Origin of the sequence: Bacillus sp. TL12, from assembly GCF_022625245.1 — a bacterium.
Classification (GTDB): domain Bacteria; phylum Bacillota; class Bacilli; order Bacillales; family Bacillaceae_G; genus Bacillus_A.
Genome location: NZ_JAJJBY010000005.1, coordinates 179,300 through 202,737, shown reverse-complemented (window position 1 = coordinate 202,737; position 23,438 = coordinate 179,300). Strand labels below are relative to the sequence as shown.

Here is a 23,438-nt window from a genome sequence, read left to right as displayed (position 1 = left end):
ATAACCACCTTTGCTAAATTTGTTCCATCACAAACCGTCTTGTGGCTGCATCAATTTCCTGAATTTCCTCTAAGCTCGGACGTGCAATGACATTGTGATGGTGCATTGCTTTTTCAATGAGGTCTTCTACTGTTAAGAAACCAATTTTCTTTTGTAAAAAGGCTGCTACAGCTACTTCATTCGCCGCATTCATTACTGCTGGCATGCTTCCGCCCATTTTTCCAGCTTCATACGCAAAACGGAGACAACGAAAACGTTCTTGATCCATTTTTTCAAAATGCAATGTTCCGATTTCCCACAAATTCAACTGTTTTGTATCTAAAAGTGGTAATCTGTCAGGATATGTAAGTGCATATTGAATTGGTACACGCATATCTGGTGAGCCGAGCTGCGCCATTACACTACGATCTTCAAATTCAACCATAGAATGAATAATGCTTTCTTTATGTAAAACAACATCGATTTGCTCATAAGGTATGCCGAAAAGCCAATGTGCTTCAATCACTTCCAGCCCCTTATTCATCATTGTAGCAGAATCAATTGTAATTTTCGAACCCATTGACCAGTTAGGATGACGAAGCGCATCCTCTACTGTCACATGATACAATTCATCTCTCGTTTTATCACGGAAACTCCCGCCTGAAGCAGTGATAACTAAACGAGAGATGCGCTTTTCATTTTCTCCATTCAAACATTGAAAAATAGCCGAATGCTCGCTATCTACTGGAAGTAACGACACATTATGTTTGTGCGCAGCTTCCATAATAATATGTCCCGCAGTTACTAATGTTTCTTTATTTGCAATTCCAATTGTCTTTTTCGCCTCAATCGCACGAAGTGTAGGTAACAATCCTACACTACCTACAACAGCAGTGATTACAACTTCTGCATCTGGGTGAAGAGCTACCTCTAATAGTCCGCCTTCACCGTATACTACTTTTGTATTTCCAGAAACGGATTGTAACCTTACAACATCTTCTTCTCTTTGCACTGAAACAAGCTGAGGAGAAAATTCTTGAATGACTTTTACTGCATAGTCAATATTTTTCCCTACAGAAAAAGCAACGAGACGGAATTGGTCTGGGTGCGAGCGTAGTACATCTAAAGTTTGTGTTCCAATTGATCCACTTGCACCTAATAAACTAATGTTTTTCATAACTCCAACCCCTCGTTTTATTATGAAATGAAATGTAAGAAATGTAAAATCGGTAATACGAACAACCAACTATCTGTTCGATCTAATATTCCGCCGTGTCCAGGTAAGATTGTACCTGAATCTTTCACACCGTAATGACGTTTAAATGCAGACTGTACTAAATCACCAATTTGTCCAAAAATGGAGATTGCAATTGTAACAATAATTAACATTCCCACATTTTCTTGAACTGTGAAGAACATATTGTATACAAATGCAACGGCAATCCCACAAACAATACCACCTAATGAACCTTCTATCGTTTTATTCGGACTAATCTCTGGCCATAATTTTCTTTTTCCAATTGCTTTCCCTATGAAATATGCGCCTGAATCAGTTGCCCAAATGACAAATAATGCATAAAACACATAATGGATTCCTGCTATTCTCGTTTCATTTAGATATAAGAACCCCATTGCAACATACGTTGTTGCCATAAGTAAAAATGAAGCATTGTCAAAAGTAAATGTATTCTTCGAAAGGACTGTATATGATAAAAGTAATAAAACAATCAAAAATGTGATTTCTAATTTATCTAATCCAATCCGATCAAAAATACCTAGCGCATTACTTGGAACTAAAATAACCCATAATAATAATGCAGCTAAAAACGTTGGTACCGAAATAAGTGTAAGCTTGTTCATACGAACTAATTCATATAATCCAATAGAAGCAAGTGCATACACTAAAACTGTAAAAGGCACGCCACCGTAAAATACGATGGGAATGAATAGCGCGGCAGCAATCACTCCAGTAATAATTCTCTGTTTCACTACCAAACCCTCTCTTTCTACACGCCTCCGAATCTGCGCCCTCTATGTTGAAAGTCTGTAATCGCATTTAGCAAATGTTCCTCGGTAAAATCTGGCCAATACACATCTGTAAACCAAAGCTCCGAATACGCAATTTGCCATAGCATGAAATTACTAATACGCAATTCCCCACTTGTACGAATAAGCAAGTCTGGGTCAGGTAAAGAACTTGTCATTAAATATGAAGATATCATTTCTTCATTTATATCTTCTGAACGAACTTTCCCTTCTTCGCTGTCTTTCATCATATGCTGCACAGCAGAAACGATTTCATCGCGACTTCCATAGTTTAACGCAAAATTGAGAATTAATCCCGTGTTCTCTTTTGTATCTTCCATGGCCTTCTCCATCGCTCTGCGCGTATGCGTAGGAAGACGATCTTTTTGTCCAATTACTCGAACTTGTACATTTTCTTCAATCAATTCTGGTAAAAATGCACCTAAAAATTCTTCTGGAAGCTTCATTAAATAGTCGACTTCCTTTTTCGGTCTTTTCCAGTTCTCAGTAGAAAAAGCATAAAGAGTCAGCACTTTTACATCAAGTTTACTAGCAAATTTCGTAATCTTTTTTACTACTTGCATTCCTTCATGATGTCCAGCAATGCGAGGCATTGCTCTTCTTTTCGCCCATCTTCCATTACCATCCATAATGATCGCAATGTGCTCCGGGATATATCCCTTTTTCACTTCTTCAATGAGATGATCAAACGATGTGACCTTTTTACCTTTAAAAAAAGGAAACTTTTTAAACATCATTCATACCCTCCAACAAGCAGACGTATGCCTAAAAGTGTAAAAAGACCCCCTTAAGAAGAGGGTCATATTTGCGAAGGTATCGCTATTACACTTCCATGATTTCTTTTTCTTTGTTTTTTGCGATTTCGTCAACTTTTGCAATATATTTATCTGTTTCTTTTTGGATATCTTCTGTGTATCCTCTTAAGTCGTCTTCTGTAATATCGCCAGCTTTTTCAAGCTTTTTAAGATCGTCATTAGCATCACGGCGTACATTACGAACAGCAACTTTTGCTTCTTCAGCATATTTTTTAACAGTTTTCACTAGGTCTTTACGACGCTCTTCTGTTAACGCAGGGAATGCAATACGAATTACTGATCCATCGTTAGAAGGGTTTAAACCTAAATCTGCTTTTAAAATCGCTTTTTCAATATCACCGATAGATGTTTTATCATAAGGTTGAATGACAAGTAAACGTGCTTCAGGAACTGTAATGTTCGCTAATTGCACAACAGGTGTTGGCGCACCATAGTAATCAACTTGTACCTTATCTAAAGCAGCCGCGCTTGCACGACCAGCACGAACTGACGCTAATTCGCGAGAATAAGCACCAACTGCTTTTTCCATTTTTTCATTTGCAGCTTTTAATACTTGTTGTCCCATGTTTATTTCCCCCTTACAATTGTTCCAATATTTTCGCCTAAAACGGCACGTTTAATATTTCCTTTTTCCATAACTGAGAATACAATTAGTGGAATGTCATTATCCATACATAATGAAGAAGCAGTAGAATCCATTACACCTAAACCTTCTTTTAATACATCTAAGTATGTAAGTGATTCATATTTCGTAGCTGTTTCATCAACAGATGGATCCGCACTGTAAACACCGTCTACATTATTTTTTGCCATTAAAATAACATCAGCTTCGATTTCCGCTGCACGTAAAGCCGCAGTTGTATCTGTAGAGAAATATGGGTTACCCGTACCCGCTGCGAAAATCACAACACGTTTCTTCTCTAAGTGACGAATCGCTTTACGACGAATGTAAGGTTCTGCCACTTGACGCATTTCAATAGAAGTTTGAACACGCGTTTGAATCCCAATGTTCTCCAAGCTATCTTGAAGAGCTAATGAGTTCATAACTGTCGCTAACATGCCCATGTAATCCGCGCCCGCACGGTCCATACCCATTTCGCTTCCGATTTTTCCGCGCCAAATGTTACCGCCACCTACAACAACAGCAACCTCTACATCAAGTTCTGCAATTTCTTTCACTTGTTCTGCAACTGATTTAATAACAGATGGATTAATTCCAAATCCTTTTTCACCAGCTAAAGCTTCACCGCTTAGCTTTAAAACAACACGATTATATTTCGGTTTACTCATAATGAACCTCCAATTGCTTACATCTTTATTTTAAAAAAGGGAACACAATGTGTTCCCTAATCTGTATTAGTTGCTACCTTTTACTTGGTTCATTACTTCTTCAGCAAAGTTGTCTTCGCGTTTTTCGATTCCTTCACCAACAGCGTAGCGAACGAATCCTTTTAATGTTCCGCCTTTAGACTCAACGAACTGGCGAACTTTCATATCCGGGTTTTTAACGAATGCTTGGTCAAGTAAGCAAATCTCTTCGAAGAATTTGCCTAGACGGCCTTCAACCATTTTTGCAACGATTTTTTCAGGCTTGCCTTCATTTAACGCTTGTTGCGTTAATACTTGACGCTCATGCTCAACTTCTTCAGCTGTTACAGCATCGCGGTCGATGTATTTAGGGTTAACTGCTGCAACGTGCATTGCTACATCTTTAGCAGCTGCTTCATCAGTAGAACCTTCAAGAACTGTTAGTACACCAATGCGTCCACCCATGTGTAGGTAAGCACCGAATGCATCTGCATCAGTTTTTGATACGATTTCGAAACGACGAAGTGTAAGTTTTTCACCAATTTTAGCGATTGCTTCGTTGATGTGCTCTTCTACTTTTTTGCCATTTTCCATTGTTTGAGCCATAGCTTCTTCAACGTTTGCTGGTTTGTTAGCTAATAAGTGAGCAGCTAATTCTTTAATTAATGTTTGGAAACCTTCATTTTTCGCAACGAAATCAGTTTCAGAGTTTAATTCTAAGATTAAACCGTCGTTACCGTTTGTTTCGATGAAAGTTAAACCTTCAGCAGCGATGCGGTCTGCTTTTTTAGCAGCTTTTGCAATACCTTTTTCACGTAAGAAGTCAATTGCCTTCTCCATGTCACCGTTAGTTTCTGTTAAAGCTTTTTTGCAGTCCATCATACCTGCGCCAGTTTTTTCGCGAAGTTCTTTTACCATTTGTGCAGTGATTGCCATACTTTTCATCCTCCTAAAATATGTATTTATACCTTAAAAAAGGTGATAAAAGGCCGAACCCCTTATCACCTTTCCAAATTTGTTACGCAGTAACAGTTTCTTCACCTTGTTTTGCTTCAAGGATCGCGTCTGCCATTTTAGATGTAAGAAGTTTTACAGCACGAATCGCATCATCGTTTGCTGGAATTACGTGATCGATTTCGTCTGGATCACAGTTCGTATCAACGATACCGATGATTGGAATGTGTAATTTACGTGCTTCAGCAACTGCAATACGCTCTTTACGAGGGTCTACTACGAATAATGCACTTGGAAGACCTTTCATATCTTTAATACCGCCTAAGAATTTCTCAAGACGCTCTAACTCTTTTTTAAGTTGAACAACTTCTTTCTTAGGAAGTACATCGAATGTACCATCTTCTTGCATTCTTTCGATGTCTTTAAGACGCTTGATACGTTTTTGGATTGTTTGGAAGTTTGTTAACGTTCCTCCTAACCAACGTTGGTTAACGAAGTACATACCTGCACGAGTTGCTTCTTCTTTAATAGCTTCTTGTGCTTGTTTTTTAGTACCTACGAATAAAATGTCGCCACCTTCAGCAGCGATGTTACGCATTACGTTGAAAGCTTCTTCAACTTTTTTCACAGTTTTTTGTAAGTCGATGATGTAGATACCGTTACGCTCTGTGAAAATGTAACGTTTCATTTTTGGGTTCCAACGACGAGTTTGATGTCCGAAGTGAACACCAGCTTCAAGCAATTGCTTCATAGAAATTACTGACATAATTTAGTTCCTCCTAAATGGTTTTTGATATCCTCCGTTTACTTCATCTCTAAGCGAAACTACAAACGTAGCACCAACACTTAAATCAGTAAACGTGTGTACTTTGTACTGACACCACTGCTTACTATACCATAATGAAATATTACAATCAAGTTGAAAATGCGAACAATGTAAAACTTTCTTTTTAATTATGATTTTACTATTCTGCTCTCAAGTCCAATTCCAATATGATCATCCCAATTCTACCTTAAGCATCACTGATAGTTAAACCTTACTACCAGGCTTTTACGGAGCGTTCAACTTCCACTACTAAAATGCACCATTTAGAAAATAAAAAAGCCCTCCTCATGATGAAGAGAGCCTTTTTGTAAAATTAGTTTGTTTTTAATTTAGCAAGTTCATGTAAAAATTTGTCGTTTAATACTTTAATATACGTTCCTTTCATACCTAAAGAACGAGATTCGATAACGCCTGCACTTTCTAATTTACGAAGTGCATTTACGATTACAGAACGAGTAATTCCAACGCGATCAGCAATTTTACTTGCAACAAGTAGACCTTCTGTTCCGTTTAATTCTTCGAAAATGTGCTCAATTGCTTCTAACTCACTGTATGATAACGAGCTAATCGCCATTTGAACGACTGCTTTACTACGCGCTTCTTCTTCGATTTCTTCCGCTTTTTCGCGTAAGATTTCCATACCTACTACAGTTGAGCTATACTCAGCAAGAATTAAATCGTCATCTAAGAATTCTTGGCCAAGACGAGCTAACACTAGTGTACCTAGACGCTCACCACCACCAACGATTGGTACGATTGTAGTTAAACCTTGACCGAATAGTTCTTTGTTTTCTACAGGGAATGCTGTAAATTGACTATTTACATCTAAGTTTGAAGATGTTTCTGTAATGTTGAATAAGCTTTGCGTATACTCTTCTGGGAATTGACGCTCTGCAAGCATTTGTTTCATGCGCTCGTTTTCGATTTGTTGGTGAATTGCATATCCTAATAATTTACCGCGACGACTTACTACGAATACGTTCGCTTCAATTACTTCACACATTGTGTCTGACATTTCTCTAAAGTTTACAGGCTTTCCTGCTGCGCTCTGTAATAACGCATTTAATTTTCTCGTTTTTGCTAATAATTCCATTTCTAAAGTTCCTCCTACATGTTACTCACATATTTTTTCATCACTTGGAAACTAGGGCGAGTCACCTGATGACACTATTACAAAATAAACTGGCTCACATCTTTATTTTTAGCAATCGTTGCTAATTTTTCCTCTACATATTGAGGTGTTATCGTTATTTTTTCTAACGTAATTTCAGATGCTTCAAACGATAAATCTTCAAGTAGCTTCTCCATAATGGTATGAAGTCTTCTCGCTCCAATATTATCCGTATCTTGATTAACTTGATAAGCAATCTCAGCAATCTTACGAATAGCATCGTCAGAAAATTCAATTTCTATACCTTCAGTTGCTAATAACGCTATATATTGTTTCACTAAAGCATTATCAGGTTCTACAAGAATTTTAACAAAATCATCTACCGATAATTTTGTTAATTCCACTCGGATTGGAAATCTTCCTTGCAGTTCTGGAATTAAATCAGACGGTTTGGACATATGGAAGGCACCAGCCGCAATAAATAAAATATAATCTGTTTTCACCGATCCATATTTCGTTGCAACATTCGATCCTTCGACAATCGGCAAGATATCACGCTGTACACCTTCACGTGATACATCCACGCTATTCGACTGCTTACCAGCAATTTTGTCAATTTCATCAATAAAAATAATTCCGAGCTGTTCAGCACGATAAACAGCCTCTTGTGTAACTTCATCCATATCAATTAAGCGCTGCGCTTCCTCATTTGTCAAGACTTTTCTTGCTTCTTTTACAGAAAGTTTTCGTTTTTTGGTCTTTTTCGGCATAAAACTTCCTAATGCATCTTGAAAATTCATTCCCATTTGTTCCATGCCTGTTCCTTGCAACATATCAAACATAGAGGACTGTTGTTCTGTCACTTCAATTGATACAATCTCCTCTTCAAGTAAACCTGAAGCAAGTTTCTTTTCAACTTCTCGGCGCTTATTTTCAATTTCTACGTCATCTTGTGTTTCAGATGTCTGATTTGCGTTTTGATTTCCACCAAACAACATTTCTAATGGATTTTTAAACCCAGATTGTTTTTGCGGACTTGGCACCAAAATTTCAACAAGTCGTTGATTCGCTTGTTCCTCAGCCTTATCTTTAACTTTCACGACCAGTTCTTCTTTTACGATGCGAACTGAAGTTTCTACAAGGTCGCGTACCATAGATTCTACATCTCGGCCGACATATCCAACTTCTGTGAATTTCGTCGCTTCAACCTTAATAAAAGGTGCTCCAACGAGCTTCGCCATTCGTCGTGCTACCTCTGTCTTTCCGACTCCTGTCGGTCCAATCATTAAAATGTTCTTTGGTGCAATTTCATCGCGTAAGTTTTCTGCTAGTTTACTGCGACGATATCGATTCCTAAGCGCTACCGCAACCGCCTTTTTTGCATCTTTTTGCCCAATAATATATTGATCCAATTTTTCTACAATTTGACGCGGAGTAAAATGTAAATGCATATAAAATGCCTCCCTTACGATTCTACAATTCTTCCACAATAATGTTGTGATTTGTATATACACAAATGTCACCAGCAATTTCTAAACTGGCTTTGGCAATTGCTTTTGCTGTTAAATGTTCACTTGCATGTTGTTTTAAAGCTCGACCAGCTGCAAGTGCATAATGTCCACCTGAACCGATTGCTAAAATGCCATCATCCGGTTCTATTACTTCTCCTGTTCCTGAAACAAGAAGTAACGTTGTTTGATCCATCACAATTAACATCGCTTCCAATTGACGCAGCATTTTATCACCACGCCATTGTTTCGCCATTTCAACTGCAGCACGTTGTAGGTTTCCATTATACTCTTCTAATTTCCCCTCAAACATTTCAAAAAGTGTAAACGCATCTGCAACGGAACCTGCAAATCCAGCTAACACCTTTCCTTGAAATAGCTTTCGAACTTTGCGTGCTGTATGCTTCATCACAACGGCATTACCAAATGTCACTTGTCCGTCGCCAGCCATAGCACACTCTCCATTATGATGAATGGCAAATATCGTTGTAGCGTGGAAATTTCCCATAAAAAAAACTCCTTTATATGTTTTTATAGCTTTAAAAGCAATTTATGCCCGTGGGTGGTGCTTCATGTAAACAGAACGTAATCTTTCTTTTGAAACATGCGTATAAATTTGTGTCGTTGATAAATTTTCATGACCTAATAGCTCCTGCACAGTTCGTAAATCTGCACCTTCATCTAACATATGTGTAGCAAATGTATGCCTTAACATATGTGGACTTATTTTCATTGTAAGAGACGCTTTCTTAATGAGCTCATTTAAAATATAACGCACACCTCGATCTGTTAACGGCGTACCCTTTGCATTTAAAAACACCATTTGAGAGTGTTCCTCTGTTTTTTTAGCTAACTGTTTTCTCCCGTTTTCTATATAAGTAATTAAAGCATCTTGTGCATAACTTCCAAACGGAACGTATCTTTGCTTTTTGCCTTTTCCCGTCACTAGAATTGTTCCTACCGAAAAATCAATATCAGCAAGTTGTAAACTTACACATTCACTTACACGAATCCCTGTCGCATACATAAGCTCTAATAAGGCTTGATTCCTTTGACCAAGTGGCGTTTCCGCGTCAGAAACTTCAAACAATTCCTCTAATTCTTCAACGTACAAAAACTTTGGGATTGACCATTCTTTTTTGGGGAGTGACGCAAGTGCAAACGGATTATCTTCTCGATATCCTTCACGCATCAGAAAACGATATACACTTCGTAAACTTGATACTTTTCTCGCGACAGATTTACGGGCTAGCTTTTCATCGTGTAACGTCGTTAAGTACAAACGAACATCTACATATGTAACATCTAAAAAAGAGGATATGCCTTCTCGCTCCATAAATTGCACAAAATGTTCTAAATCATTTTGATAACTTGCAATTGTATATTTTGAATAATTTCTTTCGATTTGTAAATATCCAACGAATAATTGTAACAATTTCTTCACATTCATATAACTCACCTCAATAAAGGCTACTAAATCGTATCACAACTCAGTAGCCTTTGCAAGAAATTTAACTAAATATTTACAAAATTTTGAATTGTTTCTAAAGCACGTGTTGCATATGCTTCGTTTCGCTCTTGTTTCTTTTTAATTTTCTTTTCTAACGGTGCAAATAAACCAAAGTTTGCATTCATCGGTTGGAAGTTTTTCGCGTTTGTTGCAGTAATATAATTCGCCATACTTCCCATTGCAGTTACAGGAGGTAATACAACAGGCTCCTCTCCCTTTACAAGACGAGCTGCATTAATACCTGCTAATAGTCCTGAAGCAGCCGATTCTACATACCCTTCAACACCTGTCATTTGTCCCGCAAAGAATAAATCATCACGATGCTTATATTGGTATGTTGGACGAAGTAATTTCGGTGAATTAATAAACGTATTACGATGCATGACACCATATCGTACAATTTCTGCATTTTCGAGTCCAGGAATTAATTGTAATACTTCTTTTTGAGGTCCCCACTTTAAGTGTGTTTGGAATCCAACAATATTGTATAACGTTCCTGCTGCATCATCTTGACGTAATTGAACAACAGCGTATGGCGTTTTACCCGTTTTCGGATCTTCTAACCCCACCGGTTTCATCGGTCCAAATAACAATGTCTGTCTACCACGGCTTGCCATTACTTCTACAGGCATACAACCTTCAAAGAATACTTCCTTCTCAAATTCTTTTAATGGTACTGTCTCTGCAGCAATTAAAGCATCATAAAAACGGTCGAACTCTTCTTCTGTCATTGGACAATTTAAATAAGCAGCTTCTCCCTTATCATAACGAGATTTTAAATATACTTTGTTCATATCGATGCTTTCTTTTTCCACAATTGGTGCAGCTGCATCATAGAAATAAAAATAATCTTCACCCGTTAACTCTTTTAGTTGTGCAGAAAGATCTGGAGATGTAAGTGGACCTGTTGCGATAACAGTTGGCCCTTCTGGAATTCCCGTCATTTCTTCATTCATCACAGTTACGTTTGGATGATTTTTCACATACTCCGTTACTTTTGCTGCGAATTCATGACGATCTACAGCCAATGCTCCTCCTGCTGGAACAGAACACTCATCTGCCGCACGAATAATAACAGAATCCATTTTGCGCATTTCTTCTTTAATGACACCAACAGCATTTGTTAATGTATTTGCACGAAGTGAGTTACTACATACTAACTCGGCAAATTTATCTGTATGATGAGCTGGGGTTTGTCTTACTGGTCTCATTTCATATAATTTTACTTGGACACCACGTTTTGCAATTTGATAAGCTGCTTCACTTCCTGCAAGACCTGCGCCAATGACGTTTACTACTTGCGTTGTCATGTATTTATCACCTTTCCTTTTCTATCCCGAAAAAAATGTGAGCAGTTACGCTCACATTTGTTGTTCTTCTTCATAATCACAAGAAATACATTGTACTTGAACGCCTTTTTTCAGCTTCTTCTCTACGAGCATACCTTCACATTTCGGACATTTCCGGCCAATCGGTTTATCCCAAGATACAAAGTCGCATTCTGGATACGTACCACATCCATAGAAAAGACGTTTCTTTTTATTGCTTCGGCGTTCAATAATTTGTCCTTTATCACATTTCGGACAAGTTACACCAATTTCTTTCACAATTGGTTTTGTATTACGACAATCTGGGAAATTAGAACAAGCCATAAACTTCCCGTATTTGCCCATTTTAAAGACCATTGGGTGACCGCATAATTCACAATCTTCCCCAGCGGGTTCATCTTTAATTTCGACTTCACGCATCTCCTTTTCCGCTTTTTCTAAGCGGGGTTCAAAGCCTACGTAGAAATCATCAACAATTTTTACCCAATTTGCTTTCCCATCTTCTACTTCATCAAGGTTTTGCTCCATATTGGCCGTAAATTCAATGTTAATAATTTCTGGGAAAAACTCTAAAATAAGTTCAATTACAATTTCTCCAAGTTCAGTCGGAACAAATCGTTTATTGTCTAATGCAACATATCCTCGCTTTTGAATCGTTTCAAGTGTCGGTACGTAAGTAGACGGTCTCCCGATTCCAAGTTCTTCAAGTGTTCTAACTAAACGAGCCTCTGTATAACGTGGTGGCGGCTGCGTAAAGTGCTGCTTTGGCTCCACATCTTTTGAAAATACAGTTTCCCCTATTTCTAAAGAAGGTAGCATTTTATCTTTTTCTTCCGCACCATCATCTTTCGACTCCACATATACTTTCATAAAACCTGGGAATTTCACTACTGATCCACTCGCGCGGAATTGAACATTATTATTAATGAGTCTAGCTGTAACAGTATCCATTATAGCAGATGCCATTTGACTTGCAACAAACCGCTCCCAAATCAATTTGTACAAACGATATTGGTCACGACTTAAGAAACTCTTCAGTTCCTCTGGCTTCCTCATTACAGAAGTTGGACGAATCGCTTCATGCGCATCCTGTGCATTCGCTTTTTTTGTTTCCTTCTTCTTCTCTGTTCCTATGTATTCCGAGCCAAACGCTTCAGTAATGTAAGAGCGTGCTTCTTCTTGAGCTGTTTCTGAAATACGCGTTGAGTCTGTTCTCATATACGTAATAAGACCTACAGTTCCCTGTTTGCCAATATCTATTCCTTCGTATAACTGCTGCGCAAGCATCATTGTTTTCTTTGCTCGCATATTTAATTTACGTGCAGCTTCTTGCTGTAAGGAAGACGTTGTAAATGGTAATGCAGGATTACGTTTCCGCTCTTTTTTCGTTACATTTTCAACTGAAAACGCATTGTCTTTCATTGTTTCAATTATGCTTTTTACTTGCGCTTCATTTGTTAATTGAACCTTTTCTCCGTTTACACCGTAAAAAGATGCTTCAAATGTGTCTTTTCCTTTTACAAATTCTGTTTTAATTGTCCAAAACTCTTCCGGAATAAAACTTTGAATTTCTTTTTCACGATCAATAATTAAACGAACTGCTACAGATTGTACACGTCCTGCACTTAATCCTTTTTTGACTTTCTTCCATAATAAAGGACTAATATTATACCCAACAAGGCGATCAAGTATCCGCCTCGCTTGCTGTGCATCTACTAAATCCATATTAATTGCACGAGGATGCTTAAACGACTCTTTAATGGCATCTTTTGTAATTTCATTAAACACAACCCGGCAATCTGATTCAATATCCACATTTAGCGTATTGGCTAAATGCCAAGCAATCGCTTCCCCTTCGCGGTCTGGATCGGCCGCGAGATAGACTTTTTTTGCTTTTTTTGCTGCTGATTTTAAATCTTTTAAAACAGGACCTTTACCACGGATGGTAATATACTTCGGGGTGAAGTTATTTTTTACTTCTATCCCCATTTGACTTTTAGGTAAATCGCGAACATGTCCCATAGACGCGACGACTTTGTATTTTTTCCCTAAATATTTCTCAATGGTTTTCGCCTTAGAAGGCGACTCCACGATTACGAGGTAATCTGACATGCTAGTGCCTCCTTAAGAGGTGGATTCAAGTCTTCATTAATCTTATTGATTTCTCTTGTTTTTGTCAATCAAGAATGAGTATAACATACAGTGCCAATCTACCATTTGTCAATAATTGTTTAATAAAAACATAAAAATATACGATTAATTTGAGAATTCTTCAAGAATATCCTCTGCTTTCTGAACAAGTTTTGCTCCTTGCTTTATGAGTTGATTTGTTCCTACTGCACTTTCCGTAAAAATAGGACCTGGAAGAGCGAATACCTCCCTATTTTGTTCTAAAGCGAGATCTGCTGTAATAAGCGAGCCACTTTTTGATTTTGCTTCCACTACTAGAACTCCTTTACAAAGACCGCTTATAATTCGATTTCTCTTTGGGAAATACCATTTTCTTGGAGGATAATGTGGCGGATATTCTGTTAATAGCAGGACGTCATCCCTCCATCTTTTATAAAAATACCAATTATCTTTCGGATACATATACTTTAATCCATGGCCTAAGACAGCAATAGTGGAACTATGTTGCTGCACTGCGATTTGGTGAGCAATCGTATCAATCCCACTTGCAAAACCACTTACAATTAACCATTCTTTATCTAGTAGCGGTTGTAAAATAGATTGTATGCTTCCTCTCCCGTATAAAGAAGGTTTTCTTGTTCCAACTACTGCAATTTTATTTATTTTTCCTAATAATTCTCTCTTTCCTTTCCCATATAAAACGAAAGGTGGATCTGCTATTTCACGTAATAATTCCGGATAATCATCATCCCATATTGTGACGTAAAAAATATGATTTTCTTCTAAATGACATGTACATTGCGAGGGAATAGATGTTTGTAAGAAGCGAGCTAATTCAGAAGATTTTTTCGGAGTTAACCCAGCATATTTTTCAAATTCTACCGAGCTAAAACTGTACAGTTTCTTTATTTCTGGATCTATACGCAGTAAGCGATTCAATGCTTTCCAATGATCTGCTAATACATAATGAAGATGGAGCAATCGTTCCCTTTTCATCACCATTCTCCTTACCCATAATTTTTATTATGTAAACAGAAAAAAGTGTAAAAAGACACCTTCTAGCATGAAGGTGTCTTTCAAAAAGATTAATAGTTTTTACAAGTTTCAAATAATCCCTTTTCTTTTAAAACAGAGATTAAAGTTTCACCCATAACAGCTGGCGTTTCAGCAACTTTGATACCACAAGCTTCCATTGTTTTAATTTTTTCAGCAGCTGTACCTTTGCCGCCAGAAATAATGGCACCAGCATGGCCCATACGTTTTCCTGCAGGCGCTGTTTGACCACCGATAAATCCAACAACAGGTTTTGTCATATTTGCTTTTACCCACTCAGCAGCTTCTTCTTCTGCTGTTCCGCCGATTTCACCAATCATAATCACAGCATGTGTTTCTTCATCTTCATTGAACGCTTTTAACGCGTCAATAAAGTCTGTACCATTAACAGGGTCACCGCCGATACCTACAGCAGTAGATTGACCAATGCCTTCTTGTGTTAATTGATGTACAGCTTCATATGTCAATGTACCAGATCGAGATACAATACCTACATGACCTTTTTTATGAATATATCCTGGCATAATACCAATCTTACATTCATCTGGTGTAATAACACCTGGACAGTTTGGTCCAAGTAAACGTGTCTGTTTACCTGCCATATATTTCTTAACTTGAACCATGTCTAATACAGGGATTCCTTCTGTAATACATACTACTAAGTCAATCTCTGCATCAACAGCTTCCATAATTGCATCAGCCGCAAAAGCGGGTGGAACGTACACAACTGAAGCATTTGCACCCGTTGCTTTTACAGCATCTTCTACTGTATTAAAGACAGGTACACCTTCAATTTCAGTGCCACCTTTACCAGGTGTTACACCACCGACAATTTTCGTACCATATTCAATCATTTGTTTTGTATGGAATAAACCTTGTGAACCAGTAATACCTTGTACAATAACTTTTGTATCTTTATTAACTAATACGCTCATTTTTCTCCCCCGCTTTCTATTAGCCCACTAGTGAAACAATTTTTTGTGCACCGTCTGCCATAGATTCTGCTGCAACGATATTTAAACCAGATTCATTTAAAATCTTCTTACCTAACTCAACATTTGTACCTTCAAGACGAACAACAAGTGGTAATTCAAGACCTACTTGTTTAGTCGCTTCAATAACACCTTCTGCAATTACATCACATTTCATAATGCCACCAAAAATGTTAACGAAAATACCTTTTACATTTTTATCAGAAAGAATAATTTTGAATGCTTCTGTAACTTTTTCAGCTGTAGCACCGCCACCAACATCTAGGAAGTTAGCTGGATCACCATGGTAATGTTTAATGATATCCATTGTTGCCATCGCTAATCCTGCACCGTTTACCATACAACCAATATTTCCATCTAAAGGAATATAGTTTAAGTCATATTTAGAAGCTTCAATTTCTTTCGGATCTTCTTCTTCAAGGTCACGAAGTTCTAAAATATCTTTATGACGATATAATGCATTAGAATCAAAGTTTAATTTTGCATCTAAAGCCATAACTTTCCCGTCACCTGTTGTAACAAGTGGGTTAATTTCTGCAATAGAGCAATCTTTTTCGATATAAGCACGATATAATCCCATCATAAACTTCACAGCTTGTCCTACAAGCTCGTTTGGAATATTGATATTAAATGCAATACGGCGTGCTTGGAAACCTTGCAGACCTACTGCTGGATCAATATATTCTTTAAAGATTTTTTCTGGTGTTTTTTCTGCTACTTCTTCAATTTCTGTTCCGCCTTCTTCAGAAGCCATTAAAACAACTTGAGAAGTCGCACGATCTAAAACTAGACCAACATAATATTCTTTTTTAATATCGCAACCTTCTTCAATCAGTAAGCGTTTTACTTCCTTACCTTCAGGACCTGTTTGATGCGTAACAAGCGTAGTACCTAATATACTTTCCGCATATGTACGAACTTCATCTAAGTTTTTCGCAACTTTTACACCGCCAGCTTTGCCGCGTCCACCAGCGTGAATTTGCGCTTTTACTACACATACATCTGTTCCTAATTCTTTCGCTGCTTCTACAGCTTCTTCTACTGTAAAGGCAACCTTCCCGTTCGGAACGCTAACCCCATAGCTTCTAAGGACTGCCTTACCTTGGTACTCATGGATATTCATGGTCCCATCCTCCCCTATTTTCCTGTTTTACTCAAAAAGTTTTTTAATGTTTAAAAAACACTACATTGCCATTGTATAAAATGATTGCCACGCTGTCTACAATAAAGTGTCAGAAAACTGAAATCGCTTTATTCTTTTTTGAAAATAGTAATGTTAATATTCGGAAATAAAAAAATAAGCTGTGAATTCACAGCTTATTTTTGAATCATATCTTTAATTGGTGCAAATGTTTTTCGATGCTCCTCCAATACCCCATATGTATCAATTGCCTCTAAGTGTTGTTTCGTTCCATATCCCATATGCTGTTCAAATCCATATGCAGGATACTTTTTCCCAAGTTCTTTCATCATACGATCTCTCGTCACTTTGGCAATAATAGATGCAGCTGAAATAGAAATACTTTTTGCATCACCTTTTACAATTGATGTTTGCGGAATTGGTGTAGGAAGCTTCATCGCATCAATTAATAAATATTCTGGTGTACATGATAAATTTTCAATCGCATCTAACATCGCTTGTTTCGTTGCTTGATAAATATTTATTTCATCAATAACTTGTGGCGACACAATTCCAACACCAATTGTAATGGCTTTCTCTTTAATTTCATCATAAAAACGCTCACGTTTCGCTTCACTTAATTTTTTCGAGTCATTTAAACCTGGAATATAAAAATCTTCCGGAAGGACCACAGCAGCCGTTACAACAGGCCCTGCTAGAGGCCCCCTTCCCACTTCATCGATACCAGCAATGTATGTAAGTCCTTTTTCACGTAGCGCTTTTTCATACTTTGACATTTCTAAAAACTTTTCTTTTTCCTTTTGTGCTAACTCTTTTTGTTTATACCACTTCAAAATTAATTTTTGGACACCTTTCCGTTCGTCTTTCATCAACATTTGAAACCGTTCATCTTCTTCATTCGTAATTTCTTGTAGCAAACCTTCCACTTCTTGTATCGTGATTTTTTCCATCAGTGTACACTCCTTTTAAACACAGCCAAAAAGAAAAGACGCACAAACGCACGTCTTATACTTCTTCTACCTCTACTTCTTCTACAAATTCATCTGGTGTTTCAAATGTCATTTTCCCGAGTTTACCACCACGAAGTTCTCGAAGAACAAGTTCTGATGTTTTGTCATAATCAACAAGGCCACCGCCCATTAAACATCCTCTATTCTTTCCAATCGCATCAAATAATTCTACGATATCTTCTGGAATTACATCTAATTTATAACGCTCTTGTAAACGTTCTGGATAATGTTTTTCCATAAAGCGAAGCGCATAAACCGCTACATCCTGTAAATTTAAAATAGAATCTTTAATTGCACCAGTCGTCGCAAGGCGAAGTCCTACTAATTCATCTTCAAATTTCGGCCATAAAATCCCCGGTGTGTCTAACAACTCCATTTCCTTGCCTACTTTAATCCATTGCTGAGCTGTTGTAACACCTGGTCGATCACCTGTTTTCGCGATATTTTTCTTTGCTAATTTATTAATTAACGTAGATTTCCCGACGTTCGGAATCCCAACGATTAATGCGCGAATCGCTCTCGGTTTAATCCCTTTTGCAATCATTTTATCAAATTTTTCTTTTACAAGTACTTTACATGCCGCTGTAATTTCTTTCATACCTTGTCCAGCTTGTGCATTAATCGAAATCGCTTTATGACCCTTCTCTTCAAAATAAGCGATCCATTGCTTAGTTAAACGATCATCTGCCATATCAGCCTTATTTAAAACGACCAATCTCGGTTTATGTGTAATAATTTCATCGATCATCGGATTTCGGGAAGATAAAGGTAAACGGGCGTCTACAAGTTCAATTACAGCATCGATTAACTTTAACTTTTCTGTTACTTGGCGCCTCGCTTTTGCCATATGCCCTGGAAACCATTGAATTACCATGTTGCCACCTTCTTTTTTTCATTTATTTCACAATACGTGCATCTTTTAACGGCCAATATAACATATTTGCTTCTCCAATTACTTGGTCCATTGAAATTGTTCCAATGGTACGACTATCTTTACTAAAACGACGATTGTCACCTAGTACAAATAATTGACCTTTAGGAACAGTTTTTTTACCTATAATCTCTTCAAGCTTAAAATCATATGTAAGTGGTCCATCAGCAAGTTGTTTTTTCTGCTTGTCCAAATACGGTTCCTTATAAGGTTTTCCGTTAATATAGAGTGTATCATTACGATACTCAATTTCATCGCCCGGCAAGCCGATAACACGTTTAATATAATCTTTTTCTTCTGTTGCTCGGAATACGATTATGTCAAAATGTTTCGGTTCTCCAATGTGATAGCCAATTTTATTGACGATCATTCGATCACGATCATGTAACGTCGGTGACATTGATACACCATCTACAAGAATTGGTGCAAAGAAAAACTGTCTAATGACACCAGCTAACACGACAGCAATCAAAATTGCTTTTATCCATTCCCAAAGCGAACTCTTCTCTTTCTTCATGTATTTCCCCTCCACAATTATGTAAGCTGCCCGTATTATATCAAAATTTCATATAGATTGGAAAAAGGGAGCTTGTGCATTTACAAGCTCCCATACATGTCTTATCGAATTTCTTTAATACGTGCTGCTTTACCGCGAAGGTTACGTAAGTAGTATAACTTAGCACGACGTACTTTACCACGGCGAAGTACTTCGATTTTCGCGATTCTTGGTGTGTGAATTGGGAATGTACGCTCAACACCTACACCGTAAGAAATCTTACGAACTGTGAACGTTTCACTAATTCCGCCACCACGACGTTTAATTACAACACCTTCAAAAAGCTGAATTCTCTCACGAGTACCCTCAACTACTTTTACGTGTACACGTAAAGTGTCACCAGGACGGAATGAAGGTAGGTCAGTTTTTAATTGGCCTTTTGTAATTTCTGCGATTAATTGTTGCATATTCAATTCTCTCCTTTAAACAGATGCTCTTATAAAGTCATTAATAAATTACAGCGGAACATCGTTAATACGGCTACTGCTTTCAGTAGCACAAATGTTATAATAACATATCGCTAGGCCTGTTGCAATAGAAAATATATGAAGTTGTTATCGTTCTTCTTTAATCTGCTCAAGCCATTTTTCTTCTTGTTTCGATAACTCGCGTTCTTCAAGTAAATCCGGTCTACGCGTATATGTACGGCGCAATGATTCTTTATGGCGCCATTCTTCGATATGCTTATGATTTCCTGACATAAGTACATCCGGTACCTTCATACCACGAAAATCAGCAGGGCGCGTGTAATGTGGATGTTCTAATAAGCCAGTACTAAAAGAATCCTCGATCTGTGAATTCTGATTACCTAGCACGCCCGGCAAAAGACGTACAACGCTATCCGTAACAACCATAGACGCTAATTCTCCGCCCGTTAACACATAATCACCAATAGAAATCTCATCTGTTACAAGATGTTCACGAATCCGCTCGTCATACCCTTCATAATGACCACATACAAAAATAACATGTTCTTCGCTAGCAAACTCTTCTGCCTTTTTCTGCGTAAAGCGTTCTCCTTGCGGGCACATTAACACGACTCTTGGTTTACGCTCTGTTTCTTTCGTTAATTCTTCTACAGCATCAAAGATTGGCTGCGGAGTTAAAACCATACCTGCCCCACCGCCATATGGATAATCATCTACACTATTATGCTTACTTGTAGTATAATCTCGAAAGTTTACAACTCTAAGCTCCACTGCCTCTTTTTCTTGCGCTTTTTTTAAAATCGAAGATCCAAACACACCAGTGAACATCTCTGGAAATAATGTTAAAATATCAATTTTCATTATAGCAATCCTTCCATTACATGAATGGTTACTAGTTTATTTTCGATGTTAACTTGCAGTACAACATCATCAATGTATGGGATTAAAAGATCTTGCCCTTTCGGACGTTTAATTACCCATACATCATTTGCGCCAGGAGATAGAATCTCTTTTATCGTACCTAACGCCTCTCCATCCTCTGTTACAACGTTACAACCAATAATTTCATGATAATAATACTCACCTTCAGCAAGTTCACCCAATTGTTCTTCTGGCACTTTTAATAAAGAGCCTTTAAACTTCTCTACTTCATCTACATTCCCATATCCTTCGAATGTCAATAAATCGAATGTTTTATGTTGACGATGAGAAGTGATTTTTACTGGGAGCGGTTCTGTCCCTTTATCACTCCATATGTATAGCGTATTTCCTACCTTATATCGCTCTTCTGGAAAATCAGTACGAGAAATGACACGAATTTCTCCTCTTACACCATGAGTATTTACAATTTTCCCTACGTTAAACCATTTTGTCATAAACAGCATGTCACCCCTGTTTTCTATATATTTTAAGCATCTCCAATCCATATATGGAACATGCAACTTCTCTTAAAATGTTAAAAAAGGGAGAGGAATAAATCCTCGCCCTTTTCATATTTATTGAATTTCCAGTGTGACTTTTTCATGATTATGATGTCCCACTGAATACAAGAGCATTCGAATCGCTTTTGCAACCCGCCCTTGCTTTCCAATGACTTTCCCAACATCCTCAGGATGTACAGTTAATCGATATTTTATCTCTCCGCTGCAAAGTTCCTGTGTAACCTTTACATCTTCAGGATGATCTACAAGAGGCTTGACGATCGTTTCGATTAACCCTTTCATAGTCATTGCCTCAATTACTTACCTTGTTTAGATAAGTGGAATTTCTCCATGATACCTTGGTTAGAGAAAAGATTACGAACTGTATCAGATGGTTTCGCACCGTTTCCTAACCATTTTAATGCTGCTTCTTCGTCGATTTTCACTTCAGCTGGTTGAGCAACTGGATTGTAAGTACCGATTTCCTCAATGAAACGTCCGTCACGAGGAGAACGAGAATCTGCAACAACTACACGATAGAAAGGAGTTTTTTTAGCTCCCATACGTTTTAAACGAATTTTAACTGCCATTTATAAAGCACCTCCGAATTTATTTCACACAGATAATTATATTAGCAAAAAGACTATTGCTTTGTAAAGTATTTTTTCTTAACAGAGCCATCTTTTTTTCCTTACATAAATGGAAACTTCAATCCACCTAGTCCTTTTTTCTTACCTTTTTGCATGCCTGTCATCGTCTTCATCATTTTCTTCATATCTTCAAACTGTTTCAGTAGACGATTGATTTCTTGTACGGTTGTACCGCTACCTTTGGCAATACGTTTTTTACGACTAGCATTGATTATTTCCGGTTGTTCTCGCTCTAAGATTGTCATAGAACGAATAATTGCCTCAATATGCCCAATTTGTTTTTCATCAACTTGTGCATTTTTCAACCCTTTAATTTTATTTGCACCAGGAAGCATTCCTAGCAATTCATCAAGCGGTCCAAGTTGACGCACTTGTCCAAGTTGCTCTAGGAAATCGTCAAGTGTAAACGAAAGCGTACGCATTTTTTGCTCAAGTTCTTTTGCTTTTTCTTCATCAACTGTAGCTTGCGCTTTTTCAATTAATGTTAGAACGTCACCCATCCCTAAAATACGAGATGCCATGCGTTCAGGATGGAATGCTTCAATTGCATCTAACTTCTCACCCATACCAGCAAATTTAATTGGTGTGTTTGTTACTGCTTTAATAGATAATGCTGCACCACCGCGCGTATCACCATCTAATTTCGTTAAAACAACACCTGTTAAACCTAACTGTTCATGGAAGCTTTGTGCAACATTGACCGCATCTTGTCCTGTCATCGCATCGACAACTAGGAAGATTTCATCCGGTTTCGCAACTTCTTTCACTTTCGCTAATTCATCCATTAGTTCTTCATCAATATGCAGACGACCTGCCGTATCGATTAAAACATAATCATGATGATCTTCTTTTGCTTTTGCAATCGCTTGTTTCGCAATTTCAACAGGACTTACTTGATCTCCTAATGAGAAAACAGGCATGTCCAATTGCTTCCCTAATGTTTCAAGCTGTTTAATTGCTGCAGGACGGTAAATATCTGCCGCAACAAGCATCGGTTTACGATTATGCTTTTTACGAAGCAAATTCGCTAGCTTACCTGTTGTCGTTGTTTTACCTGCCCCTTGAAGTCCAACCATCATAATAACAGTTGGCGGCTTATTAGCGACAGCGATTTTACTTTGCTCTCCGCCCATAAGTTCTGTCAGTTCTTCCTGTACAACTTTAATTACTTGTTGTCCAGGTGTCAAACTTTTCATTACATCTTGTCCGACAGCACGCTCAGACACACGCTTTACAAAATCTTTTACTACTTTAAAGTTAACATCCGCTTCTAAAAGAGCAAGACGAACTTCTCTCATCATTTCTTTCACATCGGCTTCAGAAACTTTTCCTTTGCCGCGGATTTTTTGCATCGTCTGTTGAAGTCGGTCGGCTAATCCTTCAAATGCCATATTGCCGCCCTCCTAATCTAATTTTTCGATAGCTTCAACAACTTGTTTCATTTCTTCATTCACATGCTCTTCTTCGCTGATTAGCTGTTTAAGCTTTGCAACAAGTCGCTGTCGCTCTTGAAACTTTTGAAGTAATACTAATTTTTCTTCATATTCTTCAAGCATCGCTTCAGTCCGTTTAATGTTATCATACACGGCTTGGCGACTTACATCAAATTCTTCCGCAATTTCACCAAGAGATAAATCATCTAAATAATAAAGCGACATATAACTTCTTTGTTTTTGCGTTAACAACGATTGATAAAAATCAAATAAATAATTCATTCTCGTTGTTTTTTCGAGCATGTTGG

26 protein-coding genes are annotated in these 23,438 nt (G+C 37.7%); all 26 read right to left on the bottom strand.

The genetic code is table 11. The features are described 5' to 3' along the window. Nucleotides 1–13: 13 nt before the first annotated feature. Nucleotides 14–1,156, bottom strand: coding sequence for a 1-deoxy-D-xylulose-5-phosphate reductoisomerase (gene dxr, locus LOK41_RS07320; RefSeq protein WP_241815870.1), 1,143 nt, complete (start codon nt 1,154–1,156; stop codon nt 14–16). Between the two features lie 20 nt (nt 1,157–1,176). Then, on the bottom strand, nt 1,177–1,968 hold the full coding sequence (locus LOK41_RS07315; RefSeq protein WP_174101838.1) for a phosphatidate cytidylyltransferase: 792 nt from the start codon (nt 1,966–1,968) through the stop codon (nt 1,177–1,179). A gap of 17 nt (nt 1,969–1,985) precedes the next feature. After that, on the bottom strand, nt 1,986–2,762 hold the full coding sequence (uppS, locus tag LOK41_RS07310) for an isoprenyl transferase (RefSeq protein WP_174101836.1): 777 nt from the start codon (nt 2,760–2,762) through the stop codon (nt 1,986–1,988). 85 nt (nt 2,763–2,847) lie between these two features. Further along, nucleotides 2,848–3,405 carry a ribosome recycling factor gene (gene frr / locus LOK41_RS07305; protein WP_174101834.1) on the bottom strand — a complete coding sequence of 186 codons (558 nt, stop codon included), beginning with the start codon at nt 3,403–3,405 and terminating at the stop codon, nt 2,848–2,850. A 2-nt stretch (nt 3,406–3,407) separates the two neighbouring features. Then, nucleotides 3,408–4,130, bottom strand: a complete 723-nt coding sequence (gene pyrH / locus LOK41_RS07300; protein WP_098490016.1) for a UMP kinase — start codon at nt 4,128–4,130, stop codon at nt 3,408–3,410. A 66-nt stretch (nt 4,131–4,196) separates the two neighbouring features. After that, a complete protein-coding gene (gene tsf / locus LOK41_RS07295) occupies nt 4,197–5,084 on the bottom strand; it encodes a translation elongation factor Ts (protein ID WP_174101832.1) in 888 nt (295 codons plus the stop codon). 82 nt (nt 5,085–5,166) lie between these two features. Further along, nucleotides 5,167–5,868, bottom strand: coding sequence for a 30S ribosomal protein S2 (gene rpsB, locus LOK41_RS07290; RefSeq protein WP_018764712.1), 702 nt, complete (start codon nt 5,866–5,868; stop codon nt 5,167–5,169). A gap of 373 nt (nt 5,869–6,241) precedes the next feature. Beyond that, complete coding sequence (gene codY / locus LOK41_RS07285; RefSeq protein WP_241815868.1) at nt 6,242–7,021, bottom strand: GTP-sensing pleiotropic transcriptional regulator CodY; 780 nt, start codon at nt 7,019–7,021, stop codon at nt 6,242–6,244. A gap of 77 nt (nt 7,022–7,098) precedes the next feature. Beyond that, the gene (gene hslU, locus LOK41_RS07280) at nt 7,099–8,490 is read right to left on the bottom strand and encodes an ATP-dependent protease ATPase subunit HslU (RefSeq protein WP_174101830.1); all 1,392 of its coding nucleotides are present in this window, start codon (nt 8,488–8,490) and stop codon (nt 7,099–7,101) included. A gap of 22 nt (nt 8,491–8,512) precedes the next feature. Further along, nucleotides 8,513–9,055: an ATP-dependent protease proteolytic subunit HslV gene (gene hslV, locus LOK41_RS07275; protein ID WP_003199482.1), complete on the bottom strand. Its 543-nt coding sequence runs from the start codon at nt 9,053–9,055 to the stop codon at nt 8,513–8,515. A gap of 42 nt (nt 9,056–9,097) precedes the next feature. Beyond that, the gene (gene xerC, locus LOK41_RS07270; protein ID WP_241815867.1) at nt 9,098–9,997 is read right to left on the bottom strand and encodes a tyrosine recombinase XerC; all 900 of its coding nucleotides are present in this window, start codon (nt 9,995–9,997) and stop codon (nt 9,098–9,100) included. A 65-nt stretch (nt 9,998–10,062) separates the two neighbouring features. Next, a complete protein-coding gene (trmFO, locus tag LOK41_RS07265) occupies nt 10,063–11,367 on the bottom strand; it encodes an FADH(2)-oxidizing methylenetetrahydrofolate--tRNA-(uracil(54)-C(5))-methyltransferase TrmFO (protein ID WP_174101827.1) in 1,305 nt (434 codons plus the stop codon). A 51-nt stretch (nt 11,368–11,418) separates the two neighbouring features. Then, complete coding sequence (topA, locus tag LOK41_RS07260) at nt 11,419–13,497, bottom strand: type I DNA topoisomerase (RefSeq protein ID WP_241815865.1); 2,079 nt, start codon at nt 13,495–13,497, stop codon at nt 11,419–11,421. A 144-nt stretch (nt 13,498–13,641) separates the two neighbouring features. Beyond that, nucleotides 13,642–14,511: a DNA-processing protein DprA gene (dprA, locus tag LOK41_RS07255; RefSeq protein ID WP_241815863.1), complete on the bottom strand. Its 870-nt coding sequence runs from the start codon at nt 14,509–14,511 to the stop codon at nt 13,642–13,644. A gap of 89 nt (nt 14,512–14,600) precedes the next feature. Further along, nucleotides 14,601–15,503, bottom strand: coding sequence for a succinate--CoA ligase subunit alpha (sucD, locus tag LOK41_RS07250; protein ID WP_174101823.1), 903 nt, complete (start codon nt 15,501–15,503; stop codon nt 14,601–14,603). A gap of 19 nt (nt 15,504–15,522) precedes the next feature. Next, nucleotides 15,523–16,683 (bottom strand): ADP-forming succinate--CoA ligase subunit beta, encoded by a 1,161-nt coding sequence (gene sucC / locus LOK41_RS07245; protein WP_026590313.1) that lies wholly within the window; start codon nt 16,681–16,683, stop codon nt 15,523–15,525. A 194-nt stretch (nt 16,684–16,877) separates the two neighbouring features. Then, nucleotides 16,878–17,651: a ribonuclease HII gene (locus LOK41_RS07240; RefSeq protein WP_241815859.1), complete on the bottom strand. Its 774-nt coding sequence runs from the start codon at nt 17,649–17,651 to the stop codon at nt 16,878–16,880. A 55-nt stretch (nt 17,652–17,706) separates the two neighbouring features. Further along, nucleotides 17,707–18,585, bottom strand: coding sequence for a ribosome biogenesis GTPase YlqF (gene ylqF, locus LOK41_RS07235; RefSeq protein WP_241815858.1), 879 nt, complete (start codon nt 18,583–18,585; stop codon nt 17,707–17,709). 22 nt (nt 18,586–18,607) lie between these two features. Further along, entirely contained in the window at nt 18,608–19,159 is a 552-nt protein-coding gene (gene lepB / locus LOK41_RS07230; RefSeq protein WP_241815857.1) for a signal peptidase I, read from the bottom strand. Between the two features lie 101 nt (nt 19,160–19,260). Continuing rightward, entirely contained in the window at nt 19,261–19,605 is a 345-nt protein-coding gene (gene rplS, locus LOK41_RS07225; protein ID WP_017151244.1) for a 50S ribosomal protein L19, read from the bottom strand. Between the two features lie 147 nt (nt 19,606–19,752). Next, complete coding sequence (gene trmD, locus LOK41_RS07220; protein ID WP_241815856.1) at nt 19,753–20,487, bottom strand: tRNA (guanosine(37)-N1)-methyltransferase TrmD; 735 nt, start codon at nt 20,485–20,487, stop codon at nt 19,753–19,755. Next, complete coding sequence (rimM, locus tag LOK41_RS07215; RefSeq protein ID WP_174101818.1) at nt 20,487–21,002, bottom strand: ribosome maturation factor RimM; 516 nt, start codon at nt 21,000–21,002, stop codon at nt 20,487–20,489. Before rimM ends, trmD begins: the two co-directional genes overlap by 1 nt. Before the next feature lie 120 nt (nt 21,003–21,122). Further along, nucleotides 21,123–21,350: a KH domain-containing protein gene (locus tag LOK41_RS07210; protein WP_174101817.1), complete on the bottom strand. Its 228-nt coding sequence runs from the start codon at nt 21,348–21,350 to the stop codon at nt 21,123–21,125. A gap of 14 nt (nt 21,351–21,364) precedes the next feature. Continuing rightward, nucleotides 21,365–21,637: a 30S ribosomal protein S16 gene (rpsP, locus tag LOK41_RS07205; RefSeq protein WP_000268748.1), complete on the bottom strand. Its 273-nt coding sequence runs from the start codon at nt 21,635–21,637 to the stop codon at nt 21,365–21,367. 101 nt (nt 21,638–21,738) lie between these two features. Then, complete coding sequence (gene ffh / locus LOK41_RS07200) at nt 21,739–23,088, bottom strand: signal recognition particle protein (RefSeq protein ID WP_174101815.1); 1,350 nt, start codon at nt 23,086–23,088, stop codon at nt 21,739–21,741. A gap of 12 nt (nt 23,089–23,100) precedes the next feature. Continuing rightward, the gene (locus LOK41_RS07195) at nt 23,101–23,433 is read right to left on the bottom strand and encodes a putative DNA-binding protein (protein ID WP_000891062.1); all 333 of its coding nucleotides are present in this window, start codon (nt 23,431–23,433) and stop codon (nt 23,101–23,103) included. Between the last annotated feature and the right edge of the window lie 5 nt (nt 23,434–23,438).